The organism is Petrocella sp., from assembly GCF_059865615.1.
The window spans coordinates 25,948-50,596 of record NZ_JCBCDA010000005.1 but is presented as its reverse complement, the minus strand read 5'-3'; the positions used below and the strand labels follow the sequence as shown (position 1 = coordinate 50,596).

The 24,649-nt window shown below is 36.8% G+C and carries 20 protein-coding genes; 19 read left to right on the top strand and 1 reads right to left on the bottom strand.

Features of this window, described 5'->3' with window-relative positions:
• The first annotated feature begins 4 nt into the window (after positions 1-4).
• Together AC6F8J_RS00785 and argF are read left to right on the top strand one after the other, a co-directional pair.
• On the top strand, positions 5-2,155 hold the full coding sequence (locus AC6F8J_RS00785; RefSeq protein WP_500720343.1) for an RNA degradosome polyphosphate kinase: 2,151 nt from the start codon (positions 5-7) through the stop codon (positions 2,153-2,155).
• A 65-nt stretch (positions 2,156-2,220) separates the two neighbouring features.
• Positions 2,221-3,156, top strand: coding sequence for an ornithine carbamoyltransferase (argF, locus tag AC6F8J_RS00780; RefSeq protein WP_500720341.1), 936 nt, complete (start codon positions 2,221-2,223; stop codon positions 3,154-3,156).
• Between the two features lie 77 nt (positions 3,157-3,233).
• On the opposite strand, the gene ymfI is transcribed toward argF, so the two are convergent.
• Entirely contained in the window at positions 3,234-3,965 is a 732-nt protein-coding gene (gene ymfI / locus AC6F8J_RS00775) for an elongation factor P 5-aminopentanone reductase (RefSeq protein WP_500720403.1), read from the bottom strand.
• Between the two features lie 149 nt (positions 3,966-4,114).
• On the opposite strand from ymfI, the gene AC6F8J_RS00770 reads away from it, so the two are divergent.
• The 17 genes from AC6F8J_RS00770 to AC6F8J_RS00690 all read left to right on the top strand — a co-directional run bounded on the left by AC6F8J_RS00770 (position 4,115) and on the right by AC6F8J_RS00690 (position 24,627).
• Complete coding sequence (locus AC6F8J_RS00770; RefSeq protein WP_500720340.1) at positions 4,115-5,137, top strand: LCP family glycopolymer transferase; 1,023 nt, start codon at positions 4,115-4,117, stop codon at positions 5,135-5,137.
• Positions 5,138-5,288: 151 nt separating this feature from the next.
• Entirely contained in the window at positions 5,289-6,617 is a 1,329-nt protein-coding gene (locus tag AC6F8J_RS00765; RefSeq protein WP_500720339.1) for an LCP family glycopolymer transferase, read from the top strand.
• An 18-nt stretch (positions 6,618-6,635) separates the two neighbouring features.
• Positions 6,636-7,175 carry a hypothetical protein gene (locus tag AC6F8J_RS00760; RefSeq protein WP_500720338.1) on the top strand — a complete coding sequence of 180 codons (540 nt, stop codon included), beginning with the start codon at positions 6,636-6,638 and terminating at the stop codon, positions 7,173-7,175.
• Positions 7,172-7,915 (top strand): WecB/TagA/CpsF family glycosyltransferase, encoded by a 744-nt coding sequence (locus AC6F8J_RS00755; protein WP_500720337.1) that lies wholly within the window; start codon positions 7,172-7,174, stop codon positions 7,913-7,915. Before AC6F8J_RS00760 ends, AC6F8J_RS00755 begins: the two co-directional genes overlap by 4 nt.
• A gap of 10 nt (positions 7,916-7,925) precedes the next feature.
• Positions 7,926-8,807: a YitT family protein gene (locus tag AC6F8J_RS00750; RefSeq protein WP_500720336.1), complete on the top strand. Its 882-nt coding sequence runs from the start codon at positions 7,926-7,928 to the stop codon at positions 8,805-8,807.
• Positions 8,808-9,218: 411 nt separating this feature from the next.
• Positions 9,219-10,331 carry a sn-glycerol-3-phosphate ABC transporter ATP-binding protein UgpC gene (locus tag AC6F8J_RS00745; RefSeq protein WP_500720335.1) on the top strand — a complete coding sequence of 371 codons (1,113 nt, stop codon included), beginning with the start codon at positions 9,219-9,221 and terminating at the stop codon, positions 10,329-10,331.
• A gap of 150 nt (positions 10,332-10,481) precedes the next feature.
• Positions 10,482-11,573 (top strand): helix-turn-helix domain-containing protein, encoded by a 1,092-nt coding sequence (locus AC6F8J_RS00740; protein WP_500720334.1) that lies wholly within the window; start codon positions 10,482-10,484, stop codon positions 11,571-11,573.
• Positions 11,574-11,800: 227 nt separating this feature from the next.
• Positions 11,801-12,487, top strand: coding sequence for a cell division ATP-binding protein FtsE (ftsE, locus tag AC6F8J_RS00735; RefSeq protein WP_500720333.1), 687 nt, complete (start codon positions 11,801-11,803; stop codon positions 12,485-12,487).
• Positions 12,477-13,385 carry a permease-like cell division protein FtsX gene (gene ftsX, locus AC6F8J_RS00730; RefSeq protein ID WP_500720332.1) on the top strand — a complete coding sequence of 303 codons (909 nt, stop codon included), beginning with the start codon at positions 12,477-12,479 and terminating at the stop codon, positions 13,383-13,385. Before ftsE ends, ftsX begins: the two co-directional genes overlap by 11 nt.
• A 13-nt stretch (positions 13,386-13,398) precedes the next feature.
• On the top strand, positions 13,399-14,526 hold the full coding sequence (locus AC6F8J_RS00725) for a peptidoglycan DD-metalloendopeptidase family protein (RefSeq protein WP_500720331.1): 1,128 nt from the start codon (positions 13,399-13,401) through the stop codon (positions 14,524-14,526).
• A 125-nt stretch (positions 14,527-14,651) separates the two neighbouring features.
• On the top strand, positions 14,652-15,860 hold the full coding sequence (locus AC6F8J_RS00720; RefSeq protein WP_500720330.1) for a S41 family peptidase: 1,209 nt from the start codon (positions 14,652-14,654) through the stop codon (positions 15,858-15,860).
• Positions 15,861-15,997: 137 nt separating this feature from the next.
• Positions 15,998-17,986, top strand: coding sequence for an excinuclease ABC subunit UvrB (gene uvrB, locus AC6F8J_RS00715; RefSeq protein WP_500720329.1), 1,989 nt, complete (start codon positions 15,998-16,000; stop codon positions 17,984-17,986).
• Entirely contained in the window at positions 17,973-20,855 is a 2,883-nt protein-coding gene (uvrA, locus tag AC6F8J_RS00710; RefSeq protein ID WP_500720328.1) for an excinuclease ABC subunit UvrA, read from the top strand. Before uvrB ends, uvrA begins: the two co-directional genes overlap by 14 nt.
• 194 nt (positions 20,856-21,049) lie before the next feature.
• Positions 21,050-21,757, top strand: coding sequence for a PHP domain-containing protein (locus AC6F8J_RS00705; protein ID WP_500720327.1), 708 nt, complete (start codon positions 21,050-21,052; stop codon positions 21,755-21,757).
• A 162-nt stretch (positions 21,758-21,919) separates the two neighbouring features.
• A complete protein-coding gene (locus AC6F8J_RS00700) occupies positions 21,920-22,396 on the top strand; it encodes an NAD(P)H-dependent oxidoreductase subunit E (RefSeq protein WP_500720326.1) in 477 nt (158 codons plus the stop codon).
• A gap of 20 nt (positions 22,397-22,416) precedes the next feature.
• Complete coding sequence (locus AC6F8J_RS00695; protein WP_500720325.1) at positions 22,417-22,812, top strand: (2Fe-2S) ferredoxin domain-containing protein; 396 nt, start codon at positions 22,417-22,419, stop codon at positions 22,810-22,812.
• Between the two features lie 21 nt (positions 22,813-22,833).
• Positions 22,834-24,627 carry an NADH-ubiquinone oxidoreductase-F iron-sulfur binding region domain-containing protein gene (locus AC6F8J_RS00690; RefSeq protein ID WP_500720324.1) on the top strand — a complete coding sequence of 598 codons (1,794 nt, stop codon included), beginning with the start codon at positions 22,834-22,836 and terminating at the stop codon, positions 24,625-24,627.
• Positions 24,628-24,649 lie beyond the last annotated feature (22 nt).

The following is a 24,649-nucleotide window of genomic DNA, read 5'->3' as shown; positions in this document are numbered from 1 at the left end:
TAAAATGAATGTAGATTTAAAAGATTGTCAATTATATGAAAACCGAGAGCTGTCATGGTTAAGCTTTAATAGAAGGGTACTTGAAGAGGCACAGAATCCGGAAAACCCACTTTTTGAGCGAATTAAGTTTCTTTCAATTGTGAGTTCCAACTTAGATGAGTTCTTTATGGTACGGGTAGCTTCTTTAAAGGAACAGGTTAATGTAGGTTATGAAAAACCGGATTTCTCGGGTATGAATGCAAGTAAACAGTTAGAGGCCATAACCGCCTATACTCATGAAATGGTTCAAGAAAGGGGTAATCTATATAAAAGGGCCATCATACCGGGGTTGAAAAAAGTAGGTATTCATTTTTTGTCTCCAAAAGAGTTGAATCAGGATCAGAATGATTATCTTGATGAATATTTTGAAGACTTCATCTATCCCGTATTAACGCCTATGGGTGTGGATGCCAGTCGGCCTTTCCCTCTGATTTTGAATAATAGCCTTAATGTAGCTGTTATCCTTAAAAAGGATGATGAAGAGGTCTTTGCCACAATACAAGTGCCTTCAGTGTTGCCTAGATTTGTTAAAGTTCTAAGTGAAAATAAAGAAGAGAAAACCTTCGTTTTACTTGAAGATATCATCATGGATAATATTGATAAGATTTTTGTGGGCTATCATGTTAAGTGTTCAAGTGCCTATCGATTAACCCGAAATTCAGACTTATCTATAGATGAAGAGGAAGCTCAGGACTTATTGATTGAAATCGAAAAATCCATCAAAAAAAGAAAATGGGGTGAGGGGATAAGGCTTGAGGTTCAAAGCCATATAGACCCTAAACTTTTAAAAAAATTGAAGAAATCTGTTGATATTCATTCCAAGGATATATATTACATTATAGGTGCGGTTGATTTGACATTTTTAATGAAATTGTATGGTCTCAAAGGTTATGATCACCTTAAGTTTAGAGATTTTGATCCCTGTGAACCTAAAGATCTCTTAGGTGAAACAGACCTATTTGAAGCGATTCAAAAGAAGGATATTTTTCTTTCCCACCCTTTTGAAAAATTCGATGCCGTCGTAGAACTTATAACGTCTTCTGCAAAAGACGATAAGGTCCTGGCTATTAAACAGACGCTCTACAGAGTCAGTGGTCAATCGCCGATTATTAAAGCACTAGCTGCGGCGGCTGAAGCAGGTAAACAAGTGACGGTTTTGGTGGAGCTAAAGGCTAGATTTGATGAAGAAAATAACATACAGTGGGCCAAAAGTCTTGAAAAATCCGGGTGCCATGTTATTTACGGTCTTGTAGGGTTAAAAACACACAGTAAAGTCACATTGATTGTTAGAAGTGAGGCTTCCGGCATAAGGCGTTATGTTCATCTAGGAACAGGAAATTATAATGATATAACTGCAAGGTTTTATACAGACCTAGGTTTGCTAACTTGCAATGAAAAAATAGGTGCAGATGTATCTGCTATTTTCAATGCTATTTCGGGCTATTCAGATACACCCAAATTATTAAAAATAGCTATGGCACCGACAGGGCTTAGAGGTAAGTTTGTTGATCTGATTCATCGCGAAATACAACATGTCCTTCAAGGTAAAAAAGGAAAAATCATTGCAAAAATGAATTCATTATGTGATCAAGAAATAATTGAGGAACTTTATAAAGCTTCAATAGCCGGTGTTGAGATTGAATTAATCGTCAGAGGTGTATGTTCATTAATTCCGGGTATTGAAGGCATAAGTCATAACATCACGGTTCGAAGTATTATTGGAAAATACTTAGAGCATAGCCGAATTTACTACTTTGCTAATGATGAAAATGAAGAAATCTATCTTTCAAGTGCGGATCTAATGCCAAGAAACCTCGACCGCCGGGTAGAGTTGTTCTTTCCTGTTGAAGATGAGAACATTAAAGCTAGAGTAAAAACACTCCTAGAAATTCAGTTGATGGATGTAGTAAAGGGTAAAATTAAAGACAATAAATGTAGGTACAACCGAATCGATCGCCGTGGCAAAATGGTTATAAATTCTCAAGAGTATTTTGAGGATGAAGCAATAAATAATGAAAAAGAGTATGCTATAGAAATTGAAAGAGAGGTTTTTAGGCCCTTAAGCTCAGATGCTGTAGAAGCGTCATTTAGTTTCAGTCAAAAGGATAATCCTTGACAGGCAGTAAGAATTGATATATTATAAATATAAGTTTTTATGAATAATAATACAGAGGTGATGATGTGGCAGTAAATTTAAAAGGTAGAAGTCTTCTGACGTTGAAAGATTTTTCCAAAGCAGAACTTGAATACTTGCTTGAATTATCTAAGGACTTGAAGCAGAAGAAACGTATGGGAATTAAAGGAGAAATGCTTGCCGGCAAGAACGTAGCACTGATTTTTGAAAAGCCATCAACAAGAACAAGATGTGCTTTTACCGTAGGATGTGTCGATGAAGGTGGCCATCCTGAGTATCTAGGGAAAAATGATATTCAGCTGGGGCACAAAGAATCCGTAGAAGATACCGCTAGGGTTCTTGGCAGATTATTTGATGGCATACAGTTTCGAGGCTTTAAGCAAGACGTAGTTGAAAAATTAGCTAAGTACAGTGGTGTACCGGTATGGAACGGTTTAACGGATGAATATCATCCAACACAGATTCTGGCGGATTTATTAACCATAAAAGAACAGTTTGGTGAGTTGAAAGGTTTGAATTTTGTCTACATAGGCGATGGAAGAAACAATATGGGTAACAGTCTTATGATCGGAATGACAAAGATGGGTATTAATTTTAAAGTCATTGCCCCTAAAAGTTTGTGGCCTCAACCAGACTTGATTAAGGTTTGTCAAAAATACGCTTTAGAATCAGGCGCTGAAATTGTGTGTACAGAAGAGATTACTCAAGTAAAAGACGCAGATGTGATTTATACCGATGTTTGGGTATCCATGGGTGAAGAAGCAGAGGCAGAAGAAAGACTTGAAATATTAAAGCCTTATCAAGTCAACCAAAGATTACTGGAAATGACGTGTAAGGCTGAGACCATTGTGATGCACTGTTTGCCGGCTGTAAAAGGTTATGAAATTACAGAAGATGTTTTTGAAAAACATGCTCAAATTATTTTTGATGAGGCAGAAAACCGGATGCATACAATTAAAGCGGTTATGGTTGCAACAATATAGACAAAGCAGGAAGCAAAATAATTAAAAAAGCCAGTCGAAAATCTTTCGTCTGGCTTTAGTATTGCCCATATAGCAGATTATAGACCCCCATCAACGGTGATGATTTGTCCGGTAATATAGGCGGAAGCATCAGAGGCGAGAAATAATACCATATTGGCAATATCTTGAGGTGTACCCATACGTCCAAGACCAATATCTGATATGAGGTTTTCTTTTTCAGAAGAGGACAGCCATGCATTCATTTGTGTGTCAATCACACCACAAGCAATAGCATTTACACGGATATTTGAAGGTGCCAGTTCTTTGGCTAATGCTTTGGTGAAGGTATTAACACCCCCTTTTGAAGCAGAATAGGCTACTTCACAGGAGGCACCAGAAGCACCCCAAATAGAAGAGATATTAAGAATCACCCCCTTTTTTTTGGCAACCATCATGGGTATAGCAAATTTACTGGTATGGAATAAACCGGTAAGATTTGTATTAAGAATATGGTGCCATGTTTCGAGGGACATATCTGTCAACAAGCCCACATAAGAACAAGCGGCATTGTTAACCATTAGATCTAGATGATTTGTATAATCTGCGATACGCTCAAAAAGTCTTTGGGTATCTTCATACGAGCTAACATCCGAGGTCATCCACAAACAGCGTACACCAAGCTTCTCAATTTTCAGGGCGATATTTTCTAAGGCAAGTTGACTTTTGCTGGAAGTTATAATCAAATCATAACCGTTTTTTGCTAAGGTTATAGCAATGGCTTCTCCAATACCTCTTGAGGCTCCGGTAACGAATGCTACAGGGTTATTAATCATTTTGATCCCTTCTTTCTTTAAAAAATTGACTAACTATACTATACAAGAATTAGGGAATATATCCAACCTTTAAATAAGTGTTACAAAGCTTTTATTTTATGAAAAATATGTTATTATATAGGAAGTGAAGATGGAGGGTAACATGAATGGATAAATTTTCGAACCATATGGGCTTATTGTTGGGCATAACTTTGGGTATTATAGCTATGTCCTTAATTGCTGTTATAGAAATGAAGGGTGAAGAAAGAATTGCTGAGGAAGAAGCAAGAATAGAATTAGAAGCACAAAAAATGAGGGATCAAGAGCAACTGGATGCTGAACGGGAAGCTGAAAAAGCAGAAAATACTATACCGGAATCGATTAATGGCCTTTTTATTGGCTTTGACACATCCGGTGGTTTGACAGATGTTCTTATGGTTGGTCACATTGACCCGAAGGAGAATAAGGTACAACTTATTTCCATACCTAGAGACTTAGAAATCTACTTTGATGAAGAACCTTTCAAAACCATCAAAAAAAACAATCCCAAAAACAGGATAATCCATGCTAAGCTCACTGAAATATATTCCCTAATAGGATGGGATGAGAGAGCGCTTGAAGATATACGGCTGATTGTTGAAGGCATAACAGGCTTGAAGATTGATTATATCATGACCATTGATTCATCAGGTTTACGTGAAGTGGTGGATGCAGTAGGCGGCGTTGAATTTGATGTGCCCCAAAGAATGTATTATTCAGACCCTGTACAAGATTTGTATATAGATTTACAACCTGGTCCCCAACTGCTGGATGGGGATAAAGCCGAGCAGTTGGTTAGATACCGTAAGTACAGAATGGGTGATTTGCAAAGAATTCAAGTCCAGCAAGCGTTCATTGCTGCTATGGTGGATCAAGTCTTAGGTTCTGGAGATTTCAATCAGATTAGCCAGCTGATTTCAAAAGGCTATAAGTATATTGATACAGATTTTGGCATGGTTGTTATGTTAAAGTACGCCGAATTTTTTTTCAATCTAGAGTTAGAACATGTGTTGTCACCGGAGAACATGATGACCATACCTTCATATGGAGAGATGGTCGATGAAAGATGGTTTCAGTACTATGATCTGGAAGAAGCAAGAGACGCTGTAGATGCACTGATTCATAATTCAACAACCGCAGATGATTTATAAGTGCTTGACCAGCTACCTAGCCTAATCCATCATTAAGAAACGAGATAAGTGGAAAGTAGAATTCATAGATTTTAATTTGAATAAGCTAAGGATTAATGGTATAAAAAGAATTCATAAGGATGTATAAAGATCGTATATAGGAGGCTTCATTGTGTCTAAAAAAAAGCAAAAAAAACAGTTGATTAATAAATTCATACAAATATTTTTATCAACCTTTGCGTTGCTCATGGCAGTCGTCGGTATTGGTACAGTAATTTATGTTGTTGTTATGGGCAATAGTATTGGAGGTATGTTAGATTTATCTAAATATAATTTAACAGAGTATGGGGCTGCAAATGCGGCGGATCCCGATGGAAAAGATATTTTCGGTGACAAAAAGTTGACCACTTTTGCTGTTTTTGGAGTGGATGAAGATAGCTATCGGACAGATGTAACTATGGTTGTGTTTTTTCATCATGAAAGTGGTAAAATAGACATACTTTCGGTTCCGAGAGACACAAGGATAAAAATACCTGACGATATGTACAGTAAAATCAAAGAACGAAGAAATGATGTGAACCAGGTTGTCAAAATCAATGCCATACCAGCTTATGTGAAGGAAAATCGAAATGAGGCTTCTGTAGAAGTTCTTGAGAGTAACCTTGGTATTCCTATTGATTATTATGTGAACATCAAATTAGACGTATTTAGGTATATCGTTGACACGATTGGTGAAATCAAGATAGATATACCCGTGGATATGAAATACAGTGACCCATTGCAGAATTTATACATTAATTTAAAAAAGGGTGAACAATATATTAACGGTGCACAAGCCGAACAATTGGTCAGATTTAGATCGGGTTATGCCAGTGGTGATGTAGGCCGTGTTGAGATGCAACAAGTATTTATGAAAGCTTTTGTAGAACAGTTGCTGAATACAAAAAACAGACTGAATATGGTGAATGTGGTCGGTGCTGTTTTGGTTAAGGTGGATACTAATTTTGAGCAGGCAGTGGATTATTTAATATTCCTTGATCGAATCAAGCCGGAGAACTTTGTTATGCACATGTTGCCAAGAGACCCCAGTGATAAGGGTGGTTCTTACTATATCTATGATTATGATGCAACTAAAGAACTCTTGGATAAAATCATCAATGAACCATATCTAGCTTCAGACAGTATTGATGAAGCGGTTATAGATGTGTCACCAGAGGAGATTATTGATATAAAAACCTTGACCATATCTGTGCAAAATGGTACTAATATTAAAGGGCTTGCAGGTAAAACAAGAGATAAATTAAAGGAACAAGGCTATGATCCTATTGAAGCAGTAGATTATGAAAATAAGCCTGTAGAAAAGACAAAAATATATGTCCCTATACCTGAGGCATATACAGAAATAAAAACATTTTTTAAGGATTCTGAAATGATTATTCAACCGGAATTGATGAATCAGACGCATCAGATTATCATAGTTCTAGGAAATACAGAAGAATAAAGAATGAGGTGGCTTAAGATGAAGAAAAAAATAAGTGTTATAATTGCTTTATTATATCTGGTTATTATGGTCACTTGGGTTGTTGGCATTAGTACAGAGGCGGGATCTACAGAACCGGGTACGGTAAATGACCCATTAGTAACAAAATCTTATGTGGACCAGAAAAACAATGAACTCATGACAACCCTATTGGCTAAAATAAACCCAAATGGGTCAACAGAGGAATCAGAAAAAATAGATATGAAGGCCGTCTATGCTTACATAGATCAACAGATTGCTGGCCAGTCAGGCAACAGTTTTATTGTTGTGGAGGCCGAAGTAGGAGATACGATTTTGTGTGGTGGCGGAACAGAGCTTATTTTACGAGCAGGAAAAGCAACAGTTATTCAAGGGAAAAATGGAGATGGGTTGGCGGATCTGACACAAGGCGTCGACCTTAAAGGGGGAACTTTTGTACCTATGCAGCATCATCTCTTAATCGCTAGAGATGATGGAAGAGGGATAAAGATTACTGAAAAAGCCTTTGTTATGATTAAGGGGGCGTACACATTAAAATGATAGCAAATAGAAGGACCATTAATATATTAGGTACGAAGTTTCATCATGTCACAAGATCAGAAGCTGCAGCCTTCATTGTAAAATGTTTACAAGAACGGAAGAAAGCTTCTGTTTTTACGCCAAATCCAGAAATTGTTATGGAGGCCTATCATGACTCTAAGTTACAAGCTGTACTTAATGATAGTGAACTGGTAGTTCCGGATGGAATAGGTGTTGTCATTGCTTCAAAAATACTAGGTCAACCATTACCAGAAAGAGTGGCAGGCTATGATTTGGTTCAAGAGGTTTTCAGACAGATTGAAAATAAAGGAATAAGCGTATATTTTTTGGGTGCCGGCCAAGGCGTAGCTGAACTGGCTAAGGAAAAAATGCTGGATAAATATTCCAACTTAAAGATTGTAGGTGTACACAATGGATTCTTCGATCACGATCACGATCAGGATATAGTTGAACGTATCAATGCTACAGACCCGGATTTTCTTCTCGTTGGACTTGGTGCGCCAAAGCAAGAATACTGGATCAAAAACAATAGAGACAGATTAAAAGCAAGTGTACTAATGGGTGTTGGAGGATCTTTTGATGGAATGTCAGGGAAGGTTAGACGGGCACCGAAGCTTTTCATAAAACTAGGATTGGAATGGTTCTACCGTTTGATTACACAACCCACGCGTGCTAAAAGAATGCTTAAACTCCCTATATTTTTGTTTAAGGTTATAGTCGAAGGTAAAAAATACCTATAGGAGACGGATGATGGAATTAATTAGAACACGAAAAGCTTGGGTGGATTATCTGTACATCATCGTTGGTGTTACCATATTGGCCAGTGCAATTAATGCTTTTTTTGAGCCCTTAGATATGGTCACAGGGGGTGTTACAGGTATAGCTATTATTGTTAAGGGATTAACTTTAAATATTGTAAAAGAGGGTATACCTCTTTGGCTGACCAATATGGTCATCAATATACCTTTATTTATTTTGGCGATTATTGTCAAAGGCAAGGATTTTGGAAGACGGAGTCTATTTGCAACCTTTTTTTTATCCTTTGCTCTTTTTTATACGCAGTGGGTACCGGTTTTGACGAAAGATATTCTTCTTGCCAGTGTTTTCGGCGGCGTATTAGCAGGTGCTGGTTTAGGCTTGGTCTTTTCGGCTTTTTCAACTACAGGAGGTACAGATCTTGCTGCCAGTCTAATCCAACATGTCATTAAGCATATATCTGTGGCTAGAATCATGATGATTTTGGATTCAATCATTATTTTTTCAGGCGTCTTACTTTTTGGAGCGGAAGCAACATTGTATGCGGTAATTTCGGTTTTTATTTCTGTGAAAGTTATTGATGCTATTTTAGATGGTTTGCATTTTTCAAAAGCTGCATTCATCATTTCAGATCATCATAAAACCATAGCTGAAAACATAATGTCGGAACTTGACCGAGGTGTAACCGGTTTAACGGGAGAAGGTATGTTTACAGCTTCAGCTAAGCATGTACTTTTTTGCGTTGTTTCGAAAAGACAAATCGTCAAGCTAAAAGAAATTGTTAAAATATCAGACCCAAGAGCATTTGTTATTGTTACAGATGTTCGAGAAGTACTTGGAGAAGGGTTTAAAGAGTATGAGCATTATGAGTTTTAGAAGATTTACTATAGAAACCCGATTTTCTTCCTTGAAAAATGGGCATTATGTTAAGAAATATGTAAACGGTAAAAAAAATAAAATCAAATCGAAGAATTCGGCTTCATAAGTTGTCGAAAAAAGTAAGCCAACTTCAGTGAAGTTGCCTATAGACGGCATAGAATAATGATAAAGCTGTTATAAAACTTCGTTATAATCTCTATAAATAATCAAAGGATGTGTTCAATAATACATGAAAGAATAAGCCGTATGCAATATGAACAAATTGTGTTTAAGCCTTTTGTTGAATTAACCAGTGGTTTTAAGCAATCAGATATAGTATAGTTATTTTCATGAGTAACAGCAGTATCTAACAGTTGCAAAAACAATGCACTTATAATCACAACTATTCGCAAGGGGGCACGCGTAATTATGGCAAGTTTATCTTTAAAAGGTATTAAAAAAGTATATCCTGGCAATGTAACAGCGGTACAGGATTTCAGTCTTGATGTTGAAGACAAGGAGTTCATCATCTTTGTTGGACCATCTGGATGCGGCAAGTCTACAACACTAAGGATGATTGCTGGTCTTGAAGACATCAGTGAAGGCGAACTTTATATTGGTGATAAAAGGGTTAATGATGTAGAACCCAAAGATAGGGACATTGCTATGGTTTTCCAAAACTATGCTTTGTACCCACACATGACCGTGTATGATAACATGGCTTTTGGGCTAAAATTACGTAAAACACCAAAGGCGGAAATAGACAGACGCGTTCAAGAAGCAGCAAAGATTCTCGGCATAGAAGTATTATTAGATCGCAAACCGAAGGCTTTATCAGGTGGTCAAAGACAACGTGTTGCCATGGGACGTGCAATTGTAAGAGAACCTAAGGTGTTCCTTATGGACGAACCTTTATCCAACTTAGATGCTAAATTAAGGGTTCAGATGCGTGTTGAGATTTCTAAGCTACACAGAAGACTTCAAACAACAATTATTTATGTTACCCATGACCAAGTTGAGGCTATGACCCTAGGTACAAGAATTGTCGTTATGAAAGATGGAATAATTCAGCAATGTGATTCTCCTTCAAATTTATATGAAAGACCTAATAATGTATTTGTTGCTGGTTTTATTGGTTCACCACAAATGAACTTTATAGAAGCAAAGGTGGAAAAAAACGATAATGAAGTGGCACTACTTTTTGGTAAAAACTCAGTTATATTGATTGAAGAAAAAGCACAAAAACTCATTGATGGCGGCTATGTTGGTAAAGAAATTATTTTAGGCATTCGTCCAGAGGATATTCATGACGAAGACGCTTTTATATCATCTCACCCAGGTGCTTTGGTTAATTTCGAAGTTAATGTTACAGAAATGCTTGGCGCAGAGATTATATTGATTGGCTCAGTTGATAATTATGATTGCACAGCTCGAGTAGGTCCAAGATCAAAAGCTAAACCAGGTGAAACTGTAACAGTAGCATTTGATTTGAAAAGACTACATATATTTGATAAAGAAACAGAGCAAGTCATTACAAACTAGATTAAACCAAATTAAATGAGAGGGAATGCACAAAAATGTGTATTTCCTCTTTTAATTTTGAATAATATGCTATAGAATAGAGTTAGGTTTAGCTCGAAATGAATTGTAGCTATACGAGTAGCTCAATATTGAGTATAAGGAGACTATCATATGATATCTAATCAAATATTGCAAACGACCATTGACGGACTTAAAACCATAACAAGAATTGAACTCAGTGTTATGGATGCAGAAGGTAAAGTAATAGCCGCAACAGAAGAAGATAAAATGGATGAATACAATTTTGCTGTTCCTGATTTTGTAAACTCTCAGGCAGAAAGTCAGTTGGTTCAAGGATACCAGTTTTTCAAAGTCTTTGATGACAATACAGTTGAGTATGTTGTATCAGCAAGAGGTGAGGCAGAAGATGTCTATAAAATTGGAAAGATTGCATCCTTTCAGATCCAAAATTTGCTAGTGGCTTACAAAGAACGTTTTGATAAAGACAACTTTGTTAAGAATCTTTTACTGGACAATTTATTGCTGGTCGACATTTATAATCGTTCCAAAAAACTTCATATTGACACGGATATTAAACGTGTTGCTTTTATTATTGAAACAAAAATGGAAAAAGACAATAACGCTCTTGAAGTGGTTAGAAATATATTCCCATCTAAGACCAAGGAATTCATAACAGCTGTAGACGAGAAAAATATCATACTAGTTAAGGAACTAAAAGAGTCTGATGGCCAAGAGGAAATAGACAGTATTGCAAAAATGATTCTGGACACCTTAAATGCTGAAGCTATGAGTTCGGTTTTTATAGCCATCGGTACAGCAGTACGGGATATTAAGGATGTATCAAGGTCTTATAAAGAAGCAAAGATGGCATTAGAAGTTGGCAAGATTTTTTATACAGAAACCCATATTATGGCTTATAGCCGTTTGGGTATTGGACGTCTAATCTATCAACTGCCTATTCCTTTATGTAAGATGTTTATTTCTGAAATATTCCAAGATAAATCACCGGATGATTTTGATGAAGAAACATTATCCACTATTAATAAGTTTTTTGAAAACAGTCTTAATGTTTCAGAAACGTCTAGACAGCTTTATATCCATAGAAACACTTTAGTGTATCGTTTAGATAAGCTACAAAAAAACACTGGATTGGATTTGAGAGTTTTTGAAGATGCAATAACTTTCAAGATTGCTTTAATGGTCGTAAAATACATGAAATACATGGTTGAATCTGATTATTAGGATTAAAGATTCAAAAAGTTATTCGGTTTTGATTCTCTTAGAACATGGAAAGCAAGTTTGGTGTTGATAACCAAGTTTGCTTTTTCTAAGACACATACTTTTATAGTTTTGACAAATCGGCCAAAGACTAGAAAGATTCACATAAGTGACTTAACATAACTTGTTAGAAGAATGAATGCATTTTTTTAAAGAAGTTCAGTTGGCTTAAAGGCGCTGGGAGGCTTAAAATGATTCGATTAGAAAATGTGACAAAAGTGTATCCGAATGGTGTAAAAGCTTTGGATGACGTGTCATTTGAGATAGAAAAAGGAGCCTTTGTATTTATTGTCGGAAGTTCAGGCTCTGGGAAATCAACACTTATTAAAATGCTAATGAAGGAAATCAATCCAACAAGTGGTAAGCTCTATATTGAAGAAAAAGATATTACCAAGTTAAGAAGAAGTAAGATACCAAAATTAAGAAGAAGTATTGGTGTTGTATTTCAGGATTTTAGATTGTTGGAAAAAATGACGATATATAATAATGTAGCTTTTACTTTAAAGGTGACTGAAGCACCAATAAGAACCATACGACGGAATGTACCGATGGTGCTCTCCCTTGTGGGGTTGTCACAAAAAGCAAATATGCATCCGAAACAGCTTTCAGGTGGTGAGCAGCAAAGAGCAGCCTTAGCAAGAGCGATTGTCAACAATCCTCCGATTTTACTTGCAGATGAACCAACGGGAAACCTAGATCCAAAAACATCTTGGGAGATCATGAAGTTGCTCTTGGACATCAATCTAAGAGGGACAACCGTTGTAGTGGTAACTCATGACAAGGAAGTTGTAAACTCGATGAAAAAGCGCGTCATAACCCTTAGAGAAGGTCGTGTCATCAGAGACATGCAAAAGGGGGATTATGGCTATGAAAATTAGAACGATTTTTTATTTAATGGGCCAAGGTTTTATGAACATCATTAAGAATCAGCTCATGTCCTTCGCTTCTATTACGACCATATCAGCCTGTATATTTATGGTTGGCATTTTTTATACGGTGAGTGTCAATATGGATTATATGTTAGAGGCGATAGAAACAACTATGGGGATGACAGTGTTTTTTGATGAAGGTACAAGCGAAGAGCAAATTATCGAAATTAAGAACCTTTTAGAAGCAAGAAATGAAGTCCATAAAGTGAATTATATATCACCAGAGGAAGCTTGGACGAGTTTTAAGAATGAATATTTTTCAGGAAAAGAGGATCAACTGGCAGGTTTTGAAGGTGAAAATCCATTAAAAGACTCAGCATCTTTAGAAGTTTATTTTGCTAGACTAGAGACTCAAAGGGATTTGGTTGCATACATTGAAGCACTGCCGAATGTCAGAAATATTAGGCAAGCAGAGCAGGTTGTTGAAATCATGCAAAGTTTCAATACATTGGTGCGCTATGCTAGCCTTGTTTTAGTAGCCATTTTACTAATTATTTCTATATTCTTGATATCCAATACCATACGACTTGGTATATCAACAAGGCAAAAAGAAATCGAAATCATGAAGTATATTGGAGCAAAAGATGCTTTTATAAAAGGTCCATTTATTATAGAAGGTGGCATTATTGGCATCATAGGAACAGTAATTCCATTATCCATTATTTATGTATTCTATGAAAAAGTCATTGAACTTGTAACGACTGAGTTTGTGCTAATCAGTAATTATTTAATCTTTATGAACATTTTTGACATATACAAAAACTTAATACCAATGGCGGCATTATTTGGAATTATGATTGGACTCATTGGAAGTCGCGTAACAATCCACAAATATTTAAAAGTATAGGAGGCGGCGTAATTTGAAGAAAAAATTTCTAGTATTAGCCTTGCTGATGATGAGCCTAATACTTGGAACCCATGTCCATGGCTCTAAGATGGAAGAGTTAGAAAAGAAAAAAGAAAACATAGAAAAAGAGTTTGAGACAGTTCAAAAGAATTTGGCAAACACAAAGACAGAGCTAAAAGTGGCTCTTCAGTCTATAGAAAAGATTGAAGTGGATATATTGGATACTGAATTCCTTCTGAATGATCTTAATCGTCAGATAGAGACCAAACATATAGAAATAGAAGATACACTGATTGAACTCAATAATATCAAGAAGGAAAAAGACATACTCAATGAACAGGCTAAAGATAGAATCAAGGTTATGTATGAGTATGGCAATTCAGGTTATTTAGAAGTTTTATTTGCTTCTAAAGATATGGTGGACTTTTTTAACCGATTAGAGTACATCAATCGATTGTTGGAGTTTGACAATAAACTATTTAAAAATCTAGAGAATATTGAAGCAACAATAACAGAGAAAGAAGCTAAACTTAAGGCAGAAGAAGTTCAACTTAGCCATATGTCTGCTGAAACAAACCTTAAGAAAATTCAGCTTGAGGACAAGATTCTTACAAAGAATCAAGAAGTTGCCAATTACTCAGAAGACCAAAAAGTCTATGAAAATATGATGATTGAGTTAGAGAAAGCTGAAAAAGCTGTTGATGAAGAAATAAAAGAGCTCATTAGGCGTAGTACCTTAGTCTACAAGGGTGGGAAAATGGAATGGCCTGTTCCAGGTTGGTATAGAATATCTTCACCCTTTGGGCCTAGGGTTCATCCGATTTTCAAAACGACAAGAACGCATAACGGAATAGATATTGCCGCACCCGGTGGCATACCCATAACAGCAGCTGAAAAAGGTGTGGTCATACTGTCTAAGTACAGTAGTTCTTATGGCAACTATATTATTATTGACCATGGTAGTGGTTATGCCACCATATATGCCCATTGTTCTAAGCTTCTAGTAACAACAGGACAGGCGGTTACAAGAGGTGAGAAGATTGCCGAGATAGGTTCAACAGGTTGGTCAACAGGCAATCATCTACATTTTGGTATACAGATACATGGGGAATGGGTGGATCCCATGCTTTATGTAAAGTGATAAAAATCGAGAAAGACCATCTCATTTGAAGATGGTCTTTCTATTTATAATTTTGATTTTGAATTGACATAAACAGATGCTATAATACATAACATAAGATAAATAGGTGAATTAAGGAGACAGAAATGAAAAGTAAAAAAAGTTTTTGGATTGGATTGGGCACTGGTATTAGCATTTCACTACTAGTAGGTGCTCTATACTTTGGCGTGCAGTCGCTACTTGATTTTACAAAATCAGCAGGATTAGGCTTAATTGAAAGTGAATATAAAAGTCAAGATGAAAAGTTTGAAGACATCTTAGAAAAATTAAATATGTATTATTATGAGGATATAGACCCTGATATTATGTTTAAAGAGGCCTATAAAGGTTTTGTCGATGGTGTCGGTGATCCTTATACTGTATATTTTTCTAAAGATGAGTTCAAGAGTTTTACAGAAGGTATTGATGGGACCTATGAGGGCATAGGCGCCTATGTAGGCTTTGGTGAAACAAAAGAGGAGCTATTAATTATTGCTCCAATGGTAGGTTCTCCAAGTGAAAAGGCGGGCCTTAAAGCCATGGACCGTTTTATTTCTGTTGATGGTGTGGACGTGTCCGGTATGACAACAGAAGAATTAGTCAAATTGATAAAAGGTGAAAAGGGAACAACGGTTATTATTAAGGTGAGGAGAAATGATAAAGTATTAGAATATTCAGTAGTCAGAGATGAGATTGTTGTCCCAACAGTTAGTCATGAAATGTTGGAAAATAATATCGGTTATTTAAGAATAGGTGGATTTGATAGGGTCACAGAAGCACAATTTATGGAAGCATTTTTTGAATTAGAAGCTCAGAATCAAGAAGGAATGATTATTGATTTAAGGTACAACGGTGGTGGGTTAACCCATGTGGTAGCGGCTATTGCGGATGAACTTTTACCAAAAGGTGTAATCTATTATACTGAAGATAAAGAGGGAAACAAAGCAACGGTATATTCAGATGAGGAAAGACAGTTTAAAAAGCCACTGGTAGTCTTAGTCAATCAGTCTAGTGCTAGCGCTTCAGAAATTCTAGCTGGTGCAATCAAAGATCATGAGAGAGGTGTCATCGTAGGTACAACCACTTTTGGGAAAGGATTGGTACAACAACCGGTCATTCTTAGTGATGGATCTGTATTAAAAGTGACGGTTGCCAAATACTTCACAGCAGACGGTCATTACATCCAAGGCGTGGGGATTGAACCGGACGTAGTAGCGGAAATCCCTGAATTAGAAGAAAATGCAAGGGTGCCGGACGATTGGGACCCCCAGCTGGATGCGGCAATTGATACAATTATGGACATGATACAAGAATAGAACAATCTCCCACGTAACAGAACATACGTTTGCATCCTGAAATTTATATGATATAATATTTGTGTAAAAGGTCAAAACGATATCGTTGAAGGATTAGTAAATGCGGAATGAAATATATATTGAAACGAGGTATCACTATGGCGAGATTTGATTTGGTTTCTGACTTTCAACCTACAGGAGATCAGCCGGATGCCATTGAAGCTCTTGTAAAAGGGTTCGAAAAAAACAACAAATTTGAAACATTACTTGGGGTGACAGGTTCCGGAAAAACCTTTACGATGGCCAATGTTATTCAAAAAATAGGAAAGCCTACGTTAATCATGGCCCATAATAAGACCCTAGCTGCCCAACTTTACAGTGAGTTTAAAGAGTTTTTCCCGCATAATGCAGTAGAATATTTTGTAAGCTATTATGACTATTATCAACCGGAAGCCTATGTTGCACATACAGATACATTTATTGAAAAAGACAGTTCAATTAATGAAGAAATTGATAGATTACGGCATTCTGCAACGGCAGCTTTAGCAGAAAGAGATGATGTCATCATTATTGCAAGTGTATCGTGTATATATGGACTTGGAAGTCCTATAGATTATGGAAAGATGGTTATATCACTAAGAAAAGGCATGTTGAAGGAAAGAGATGACATCCTAAAAAAACTTATTGAGATTCAATACGATCGCAATGATATAGACTTTCAAAGAGGCACATTTAGAGTAAGAGGCGATGTGGTAGAAGTTATTCCGGCAGCCATAACAGATCTTGCTTTAAGAATTGAATTCTTTGGAGATGAGATTGATCGACTACTCGAAATCAATGTTTTAACAGGTGAAGTACTTAGGGAGTTAGAACATTTACTTATTTTTCCTGCATCTCATTATGTAATTGGCGAAGAAAAACTAAATACAGCCATTGAAGCAATAAAGAAAGAAATGCTAGAAGTTGTGCAAGCTTTTAAAGAAGAGGATAAGCTTCTAGAAGCTCAACGAATAGCTCAGAGAACCAACTTTGATATAGAGATGATGAAAGAAACTGGATTCTGTTCAGGTATTGAGAATTATTCAAGACATTTAACTGGGCTTAAAGAAGGCGAGCCACCACATACATTAATAGATTATTTTCCTAAAGACTTTCTATTGATGATAGATGAGTCCCACATGACAATCCCTCAAATCCGAGGTATGTATGCAGGTGACCAAGCAAGGAAAAGTACATTAGTAGAATATGGCTTTAGACTTCCTTCAGCAAAAGACAACCGACCATTAAATTTCACTGAATTCGAGTCAAAAATAAATCAAGTTCTCTTTGTTTCTGCAACACCGGGGCCGTATGAAAAAGAGGTTCAACAATCATACGCTGAGCAGATTATACGACCCACAGGTTTATTAGATCCGGTGGTTGAGATACGTCCAGTAAAAGGCCAAATTGATAATCTAATTCATGAAGTCCATAAGGTGACGGAAGCTAAAGGTAAGGTTTTGGTGACCACTTTAACTAAAAAGATGTCGGAAAATCTGACGAACTACATGAAAGAAATGGGCGTAAAAGTAAGATACCTCCATAGTGACATAAAAACACTAGAACGCATGGAGATTATAAGAGACTTACGCTTAGATGTTTTTGATGTGCTTATCGGAATCAATCTCCTAAGGGAAGGTCTAGACATACCGGAAGTTTCCCTTGTAGCAATCGTAGATGCAGATAAAGAAGGGTTTCTTAGATCTGAGACCGCATTGGTTCAGACGATTGGACGTGCAGCTCGTAACGCTGAAGGACGGGTAATCATGTATGCAGATAAAATAACCCGTTCAATGTCCTCAGCTATAGACGAAACCAATCGAAGGCGTGGCATACAAAAAGCATATAATGAAGCGCATGATATCACACCTGAATCTATTATAAAAGCAGTCAGGGATATTATTAGAATATCAAAGGCTGCCGAAGAAAAAGGCAGTTATACATTAAAAAAAGATCCAGAATCTATGGACCGCTTTGAACTTGATGTATTGATAACAAAGTTATCAAAAGAGATGAAGATAGCTGCAGCAGACCTTCAATTTGAAAAGGCGGCATTGCTTAGAGATGAACTACTTATACTAAAAAAACAACTACATGTTAGAGAATAATCGCAGAGGTGAGACCATGTCAAGTCATAATATAATTATTAAAGGTGCACGTGAACACAACTTAAAAAATGTTAATTTAACCATTCCAAGAGATAAAATGATTGTTTTTACAGGTCTTAGCGGCTCCGGTAAATCTTCTCTAGCATTTGATACTCTGTATGCAGAAGGTCAAAGGCGCTACATGGAGTCATTGTCATCTTATGCGAGACAATTTTTAGGACAGATGGAAAAACCAGACGTAGATAGCATAGAAGGGTTATCACCCGCGATATCCATTGACCAAAAAACAACTAGTAGAAACCCTAGGTCCACGGTAGGTACAGTAACTGAGATATATGATTACTTCAGATTATTATTTGCACGTATCGGTATTCCATATTGTCCAACCTGTGGCAAAGAAATAAAAAAGCAAACCATTGATCAGATCGTAGATCAGATTCTACAATTGGAAGAAGGCAAAAAAATCCAACTCTTAGCACCTGTAGTAAGAGGAAAAAAAGGACAACATCAAAAAATATTGGATCAAGCTAGAAAAAGTGGTTATGTTAGGGTGCTTGTTGATGGTAATCTTTACAATTTGTCAGAAGAAATAGCACTGGACAAGAATAAAAAACATGATGTCGATGTTGTAGTAGACAGATTAGTTGTTAAACCTACCATAGGTAAACGATTGACAGATTCTATTGAAACAGTTATGCATATTACAGGTGGAAGCTTGCGTATAGACGTCATTGGTGAAGAAGCCATTAATTTCAATCAGAACTTTGCTTGCCCTGATGGGCATATTAGCTTTGATGAAATTGAACCAAGAATGTTTTCTTTTAATAATCCATATGGAGCCTGCCCGGAGTGTCATGGGTTAGGTTTTACGATGGAATTTGATAAAGATCTTGTTATACCGAATGGAAGCCTTTCGATTGATGAAGGCGCCATTAAAGCACCTGGGTGGTCATCAGCCTCTAATGAAGACAGTCATGTGAGCAGCATATTTAGAGCCCTATCCTTAAAGTATAGATTTAGTTTAAAGACACCCTTTGAGGCTTTAGATAAAAAAATCCAGGATATTATTCTATACGGTACCGGAAATGAAAAAGTACGTGTTGTTTATGCCCATAGTCATGGTGAAGGCGCATACGATACTGCTTTCGAAGGAATCCTAAACAGTTTGGAGCGTCGTTATAAGGAAACAACATCAGAATATATGCGTCAAGAGTATCAAAGCCTTATGACCAATAATGATTGTCCAAGTTGTCATGGTGCAAGATTGAGACCGGCTTCTTTGGCGGTCAAGTTAGGGAAACTAAATATATCGGAAGTAACTGAAATGTCCATCAATGATGTTAAAGCGTTTATGGAAAATCTCCCTTTGGCAGAGCGACAACATATAATAGGTAATCAGATTTTGAAAGAAATTGGAGCGCGTATAAAATTCCTGATGGATGTCGGTTTAGATTATCTCTCCTTGTCCAGAATGGCAGGTACTTTATCAGGAGGTGAAGCTCAACGTATTCGATTAGCGACCCAAATAGGATCAGGATTAGTCGGTGTTGTTTATATTCTTGACGAGCCGTCTATTGGCCTTCATCAAAGAGACAATGTTAGATTACTGTCTACATTAAAACATCTAAGAGATATGGGAAACACTTTAATTGTTGTAGAGCATGATGAAGATACAATGTTTGAAGCGGATTGTGTTGTAGATATTGGCCCTAAAGCCGGTGTCCATGGTGGAGAAATTGTTGCTGTTGGAACTGCTGAGGAGATAATGGCACACAAAGAATCAATAACGGGTGCTTACTTAAGTGGGAGAAGAAGAATAGCTGTTCCTAAAAAAAGACGTCCGGTCGGTGTTGATTGGCTAGTAGTGAAGGGCGCATCTGAAAATAATCTGAAAAATATTGATGTTAGCATACCTCTTGGTGTTTTGACGGCAGTAACAGGCGTCTCCGGTTCGGGTAAAAGCTCCTTGATTAATGAAATTCTCTATAAGAGATTAGCAAGAGATCTAAATAGAGCTAAAATGAAGCCGGGTAGGCATGAAGATATTCAAGGTCTTGAATACCTTGATAAAGTCATTGATATTGATCAATCTCCAATTGGAAGAACGCCTAGGTCTAATCCGGCAACTTATACAGGACTATTTGATCCAATTCGAGATATCTTTGCAAAAACCGTGGATGCCAAAATGAAAGGTTATCAAAAAGGTAGGTTTAGTTTCAATGTGAAGGGTGGACGTTGTGAAGCTTGTCGGGGTGACGGTATCAATAAGATAGAAATGCATTTTCTTCCAGATATTTATGTTCCTTGTGAAGTGTGTCATGGTAAAAGATACAATAGAGAAACCTTAGAAATCAAATATAAAGGGAAAAACATCTCAGAAGTCTTAGATATGACGGTTGAAGATGCGATACATTTTTTCGAACATATACCCAAAGTCAGAAGAAAATTAGACTGCCTTAATGATGTAGGATTATCCTATATTAAATTAGGTCAACCCTCTACAACTCTATCCGGTGGAGAAGCTCAAAGAGTAAAATTAGCAACAGAGTTGAGTAAAAGAAGTACAGGTAAAACAGTCTATATATTAGATGAACCAACAACAGGATTACATTTTGCAGATGTCCACAAACTTATTAAAATCCTTCAATCTTTAGTAGATTCCGGTAATACGGTGATTGTCATAGAACATAATTTGGAGGTAATTAAAACAACAGATTATGTTATTGACCTAGGGCCGGAAGGCGGCGATCGAGGAGGAAGCATTGTTGCCATTGGAACACCGGAAGAAGTTGCTGACATTGATTTGTCATACACGGGACAATTTTTAAAAAAGGTTTTAAAAAAGCATATAGATTTTGAGAAAAAATGAATACGATCTAAGTAAGATAAGTTTGATCCTAAATGATAATAAAAATCAGTCCCATTTTAATGAGTGAAACCTTGATTTATAAGGGTTTTATTCATTAAAAAAAGATAAATTTGTTTACAGTATATACATAATCTGCTATAATTAACTATGTTGTGCTTAAATTGACAATAATTTAACGAAAAGTGAGAGGTCTTATGAAAATTTCTTATGATTTACATATTCATACGGCGTTATCACCCTGTGGTCATGAAGACATGACACCAAATAATATCGTTAATATGTCAAAGCTATGTGGTGTAGATGTAATAGCTATAACAGATCATAATACCTGTGAAAATGTGGAAGCTGTTATGAAGGTTGCATTAAAATCTGATTTGATTGTCATACCTGGCATGGAGATAGAATCAAGAGAGGAAGTCCATCTTGTCTGTCTTTTTCCAACACTTGAGCAAGCAAATAAGGTACAAGATATTGTATATAACCACTTACCCAATAGGCCGAATAATCGTAAAATATTCGGTGAACAAATACTGTTTAATGATGAGGACGATCCGATAGGAACCAACAATCGATTGCTTTCGTTTGCATGTGATTTATCCCTTGAACAAGTGGTGGAGGTATGTCTTGATCATGACGGGGTGTGCATTCCGGCCCATATAGACCGACCAAGCTATAGTATTATCTCAAACTTAGGTATGATACCTGAGAACATTGATTTTCCGACTTTAGAGATTTCTAGACATAATGCAATAGATTTCTATATAAAAGAATATCCAAATCATCAAGTTATACAGAACTCAGATGCACATGATTTAGGCTATATAGGTAGTTGCAAAAAGACCATCGATGTATCAGAAAAAACACTTAAAGCGATACTGACAAAACTAAAATCCCCTAATTGAACTATTATTTGAAGTAAACCTTCAAAATAATATAGAGACATAATCTGCATTTTTCGCTATCAAGATTGTTAATGATTTAACTATATTGTAAAAAGCAGATTTAGTTTAAATGTAGTGTAACACAGATAACTTTATTTAATATTATACTTAAGGAGGTAAATTATGGCTGTTAACACTGAATTAACTGTTGAAAAATTTAATGAATTAGAACAGTATATTGATTCAATGCCTTCTACAAAAGGCGAACTTATTCGTGTCTTACACAAGGCACAAAGTATTTTCGGATTTTTACCGGAGGAAGTACAGAAATTCATAGCTAAAAAGTTGGACTTATCAACGGCTAAGGTTTTTGGCGTCGTAAGTTTCTATTCATACTTCACGATGGAACCAAAAGGGGAAAATCCAATCGCTATTTGTATGGGAACTGCTTGTTATGTAAGAGGGGCAGAAAAGGTACAAGATGCATTTATGAAAGAGTTGGGTATAAAGATAGGCGAAACCACTGCAGACGGTAAGTTTTCACTTGACGCTTTACGTTGTGTGGGTGCTTGTGGACTTGCGCCGGTTGTATTGGTAGGCGAAAAAGTATATGGTCGTGTAACTGTGGAAGACGTTAAAAAAATCATCAGCAACTACTAAATCATAAAGGAGGCATTCAGATGGCGAAAATAAAATCATTTGCAGATCTAAAAAAGATCAAAGAGGATGTTCAATCTCAAGTAGCCTTAAGAGAAAAAGGTGAAAATAGTGATAACCTGGTAAAAGTGAGAGTAGCCATGGCTACTTGCGGTATTGCTTCAGGAGCAAGAGAAATCATGACCTATATCATAGATGAGTGTGCGGCAAAAGGCGTAGAAAATGTTGTTGTCACGCAAACAGGATGTATGGGTTATTGTTATGCAGAGCCAACAATAGAAGTCGTTCAACCGGGTCAAGACGGTGTGGTCTATGGTAATGTTGATCAAAAAAAGGCACTGGAAATCATAGAAAAGCATATAGTTGAAGGCACTTTAGTAGACGGAATCATACCACAAACCCATAAAACAATTGAATAAAATAGGTTAGGAGGTTAAAAAATGGCTAACTATAAAATACAAGTACTGGTTTGCGGTGGTACAGGATGTAAATCTGCCGAAGCGGACGGTATTGTAACGAATCTTGAAAAAGCTATTGTAGCAAACAATCTTAGTGATGATGTACAAGTTTTGACAACCGGTTGTTTTGGTTTCTGCGAAAAAGGACCTGTCGTTAAAATATTACCTGACAATACATTTTACGTTCAAGTTAAACCGGAAGACGCAGAAGAAATGATTACTGAACATTGTGTCAAAGGAAGAAAAGTTGAAAGGTTGCTTTATGTCAACCCTGATACAAAAGAAACTATATTTGATTCTAAGGATATGGACTTCTATAAGAAGCAAATGCGTATTGCCCTTAGAAACTGTGGTTTAATTGATCCTGATGTTATTGATGATTATATAGCAAGAGATGGGTATCAAGCTATAGGTAAAGCATTGACAGAAATGACACCGGAAGATGTTATCGAATTAATCAAAGACTCCGGTTTACGTGGCCGTGGGGGTGGAGGATTCCCTACCGGTCTTAAATGGCAATTTGCAGCAGGTTATGATGCAGACCAAAAATATGTTATCTGTAATGCGGATGAAGGTGATCCAGGTGCTTTTATGGACCGTTCAATTCTTGAAGGTGACCCACATTCAGTTATTGAAGCAATGGCAATATGTGGTTATGCAATAGGTGCAACACAAGGTCGTGTCTATATTCGAGCGGAGTACCCTTTAGCAATTAAACGTCTTGAAAAAGCCATTAGTGATGCAAGAGATTATGGTCTTCTAGGACAAGACATCATGGGAACAGGCTTTGAATTTGACATTGAATTGACTTACGGCGCAGGAGCATTCGTATGTGGAGAAGAAACAGCATTGATTCACTCAATGGAAGGTGAACGTGGAGAACCAACTACAAAACCACCATTCCCAGCTGAATCCGGTTACTGGGGTAAACCAACGAATGTAAATAACGTTGAAACCTTTGCTAACGTGCCGGTCATTTTATTAAAAGGTGCAGATTGGTATTCAAAAATCGGAACAGAGCGATCTACTGGTACTAAGGTGTTTGCTTTAGCCGGTAAAATCAACAATGTTGGATTAATTGAAGTTCCAATGGGGACAACCCTACGTGAAGTCATTTATGATATCGGTGGCGGCATAAAAGGTGGCAAAAAGTTTAAAGCGGTTCAAACGGGTGGACCATCCGGTGGCTGTTTAACTGAAAAAGATCTGGATACACCAATCGACTTTGATAATCTTATTGCTGCAGGTTCTATGATGGGATCTGGTGGGATGATTGTCATGGATGAAGATGACTGTATGCCGGCAATTGCCAAATTCTATCTTGAATTTACTGTAGAAGAGTCTTGTGGAAAATGTACGCCTTGTCGTATAGGTACAAAACGTTTACATGAGCTTCTTGAAGTTATTGTTGATGGTAAAGGCGAAATGAAACATATTGACGAACTAAAAAGATTAAGCCGTACAATAAAGAGTGCTTCATTATGCGGTCTAGGTCAAACAGCGCCTAATCCGATTTTATCAACTTTGGATGCATTCTATGATGAGTATTTGGCTCATATTAATGACAAAAAGTGCCCAGCAGGTCAATGTACATCCCTGTTAAGTTACCATATTCTTGAAGAAAAGTGTATCGGCTGTACAGCATGTGCCCGTGTATGCCCAGTAAACTGTATTTCTGGCGAGGTTAAGAAATTACATGTTATTGATCAAGAAAAATGTATTAAATGTGGTGCTTGTTACGATACTTGTAAGTTTGCTGCGATTGAAAAACGATAATTGAGAGAAGGAGGCAAAACCA

Excerpts from the sequence above, each read along its gene's own strand:
- AC6F8J_RS00785 (WP_500720343.1), top strand. The coding sequence starts at position 5 with ATGAATGTAGATTTAAAAGATTGTCAATTATATGAAAACCGAGAGCTG.
- AC6F8J_RS00740 (WP_500720334.1), top strand. The coding sequence starts at position 10,482 with ATGATATCTAATCAAATATTGCAAACGACCATTGACGGACTTAAAACC.
- AC6F8J_RS00760 (WP_500720338.1), top strand. The coding sequence starts at position 6,636 with ATGAAGAAAAAAATAAGTGTTATAATTGCTTTATTATATCTGGTTATT.
- AC6F8J_RS00755 (WP_500720337.1), top strand. The coding sequence starts at position 7,172 with ATGATAGCAAATAGAAGGACCATTAATATATTAGGTACGAAGTTTCAT.
- AC6F8J_RS00750 (WP_500720336.1), top strand. The coding sequence starts at position 7,926 with ATGGAATTAATTAGAACACGAAAAGCTTGGGTGGATTATCTGTACATC.
- AC6F8J_RS00705 (WP_500720327.1), top strand. The coding sequence starts at position 21,050 with ATGAAAATTTCTTATGATTTACATATTCATACGGCGTTATCACCCTGT.
- AC6F8J_RS00700 (WP_500720326.1), top strand. The coding sequence starts at position 21,920 with ATGGCTGTTAACACTGAATTAACTGTTGAAAAATTTAATGAATTAGAA.
- uvrB (WP_500720329.1), top strand. The coding sequence starts at position 15,998 with ATGGCGAGATTTGATTTGGTTTCTGACTTTCAACCTACAGGAGATCAG.
- AC6F8J_RS00720 (WP_500720330.1), top strand. The coding sequence starts at position 14,652 with ATGAAAAGTAAAAAAAGTTTTTGGATTGGATTGGGCACTGGTATTAGC.
- uvrA (WP_500720328.1), top strand. The coding sequence starts at position 17,973 with ATGTTAGAGAATAATCGCAGAGGTGAGACCATGTCAAGTCATAATATA.
- AC6F8J_RS00770 (WP_500720340.1), top strand. The coding sequence starts at position 4,115 with ATGGATAAATTTTCGAACCATATGGGCTTATTGTTGGGCATAACTTTG.
- ftsX (WP_500720332.1), top strand. The coding sequence starts at position 12,477 with ATGAAAATTAGAACGATTTTTTATTTAATGGGCCAAGGTTTTATGAAC.
- AC6F8J_RS00695 (WP_500720325.1), top strand. The coding sequence starts at position 22,417 with ATGGCGAAAATAAAATCATTTGCAGATCTAAAAAAGATCAAAGAGGAT.
- AC6F8J_RS00745 (WP_500720335.1), top strand. The coding sequence starts at position 9,219 with ATGGCAAGTTTATCTTTAAAAGGTATTAAAAAAGTATATCCTGGCAAT.
- ftsE (WP_500720333.1), top strand. The coding sequence starts at position 11,801 with ATGATTCGATTAGAAAATGTGACAAAAGTGTATCCGAATGGTGTAAAA.
- AC6F8J_RS00690 (WP_500720324.1), top strand. The coding sequence starts at position 22,834 with ATGGCTAACTATAAAATACAAGTACTGGTTTGCGGTGGTACAGGATGT.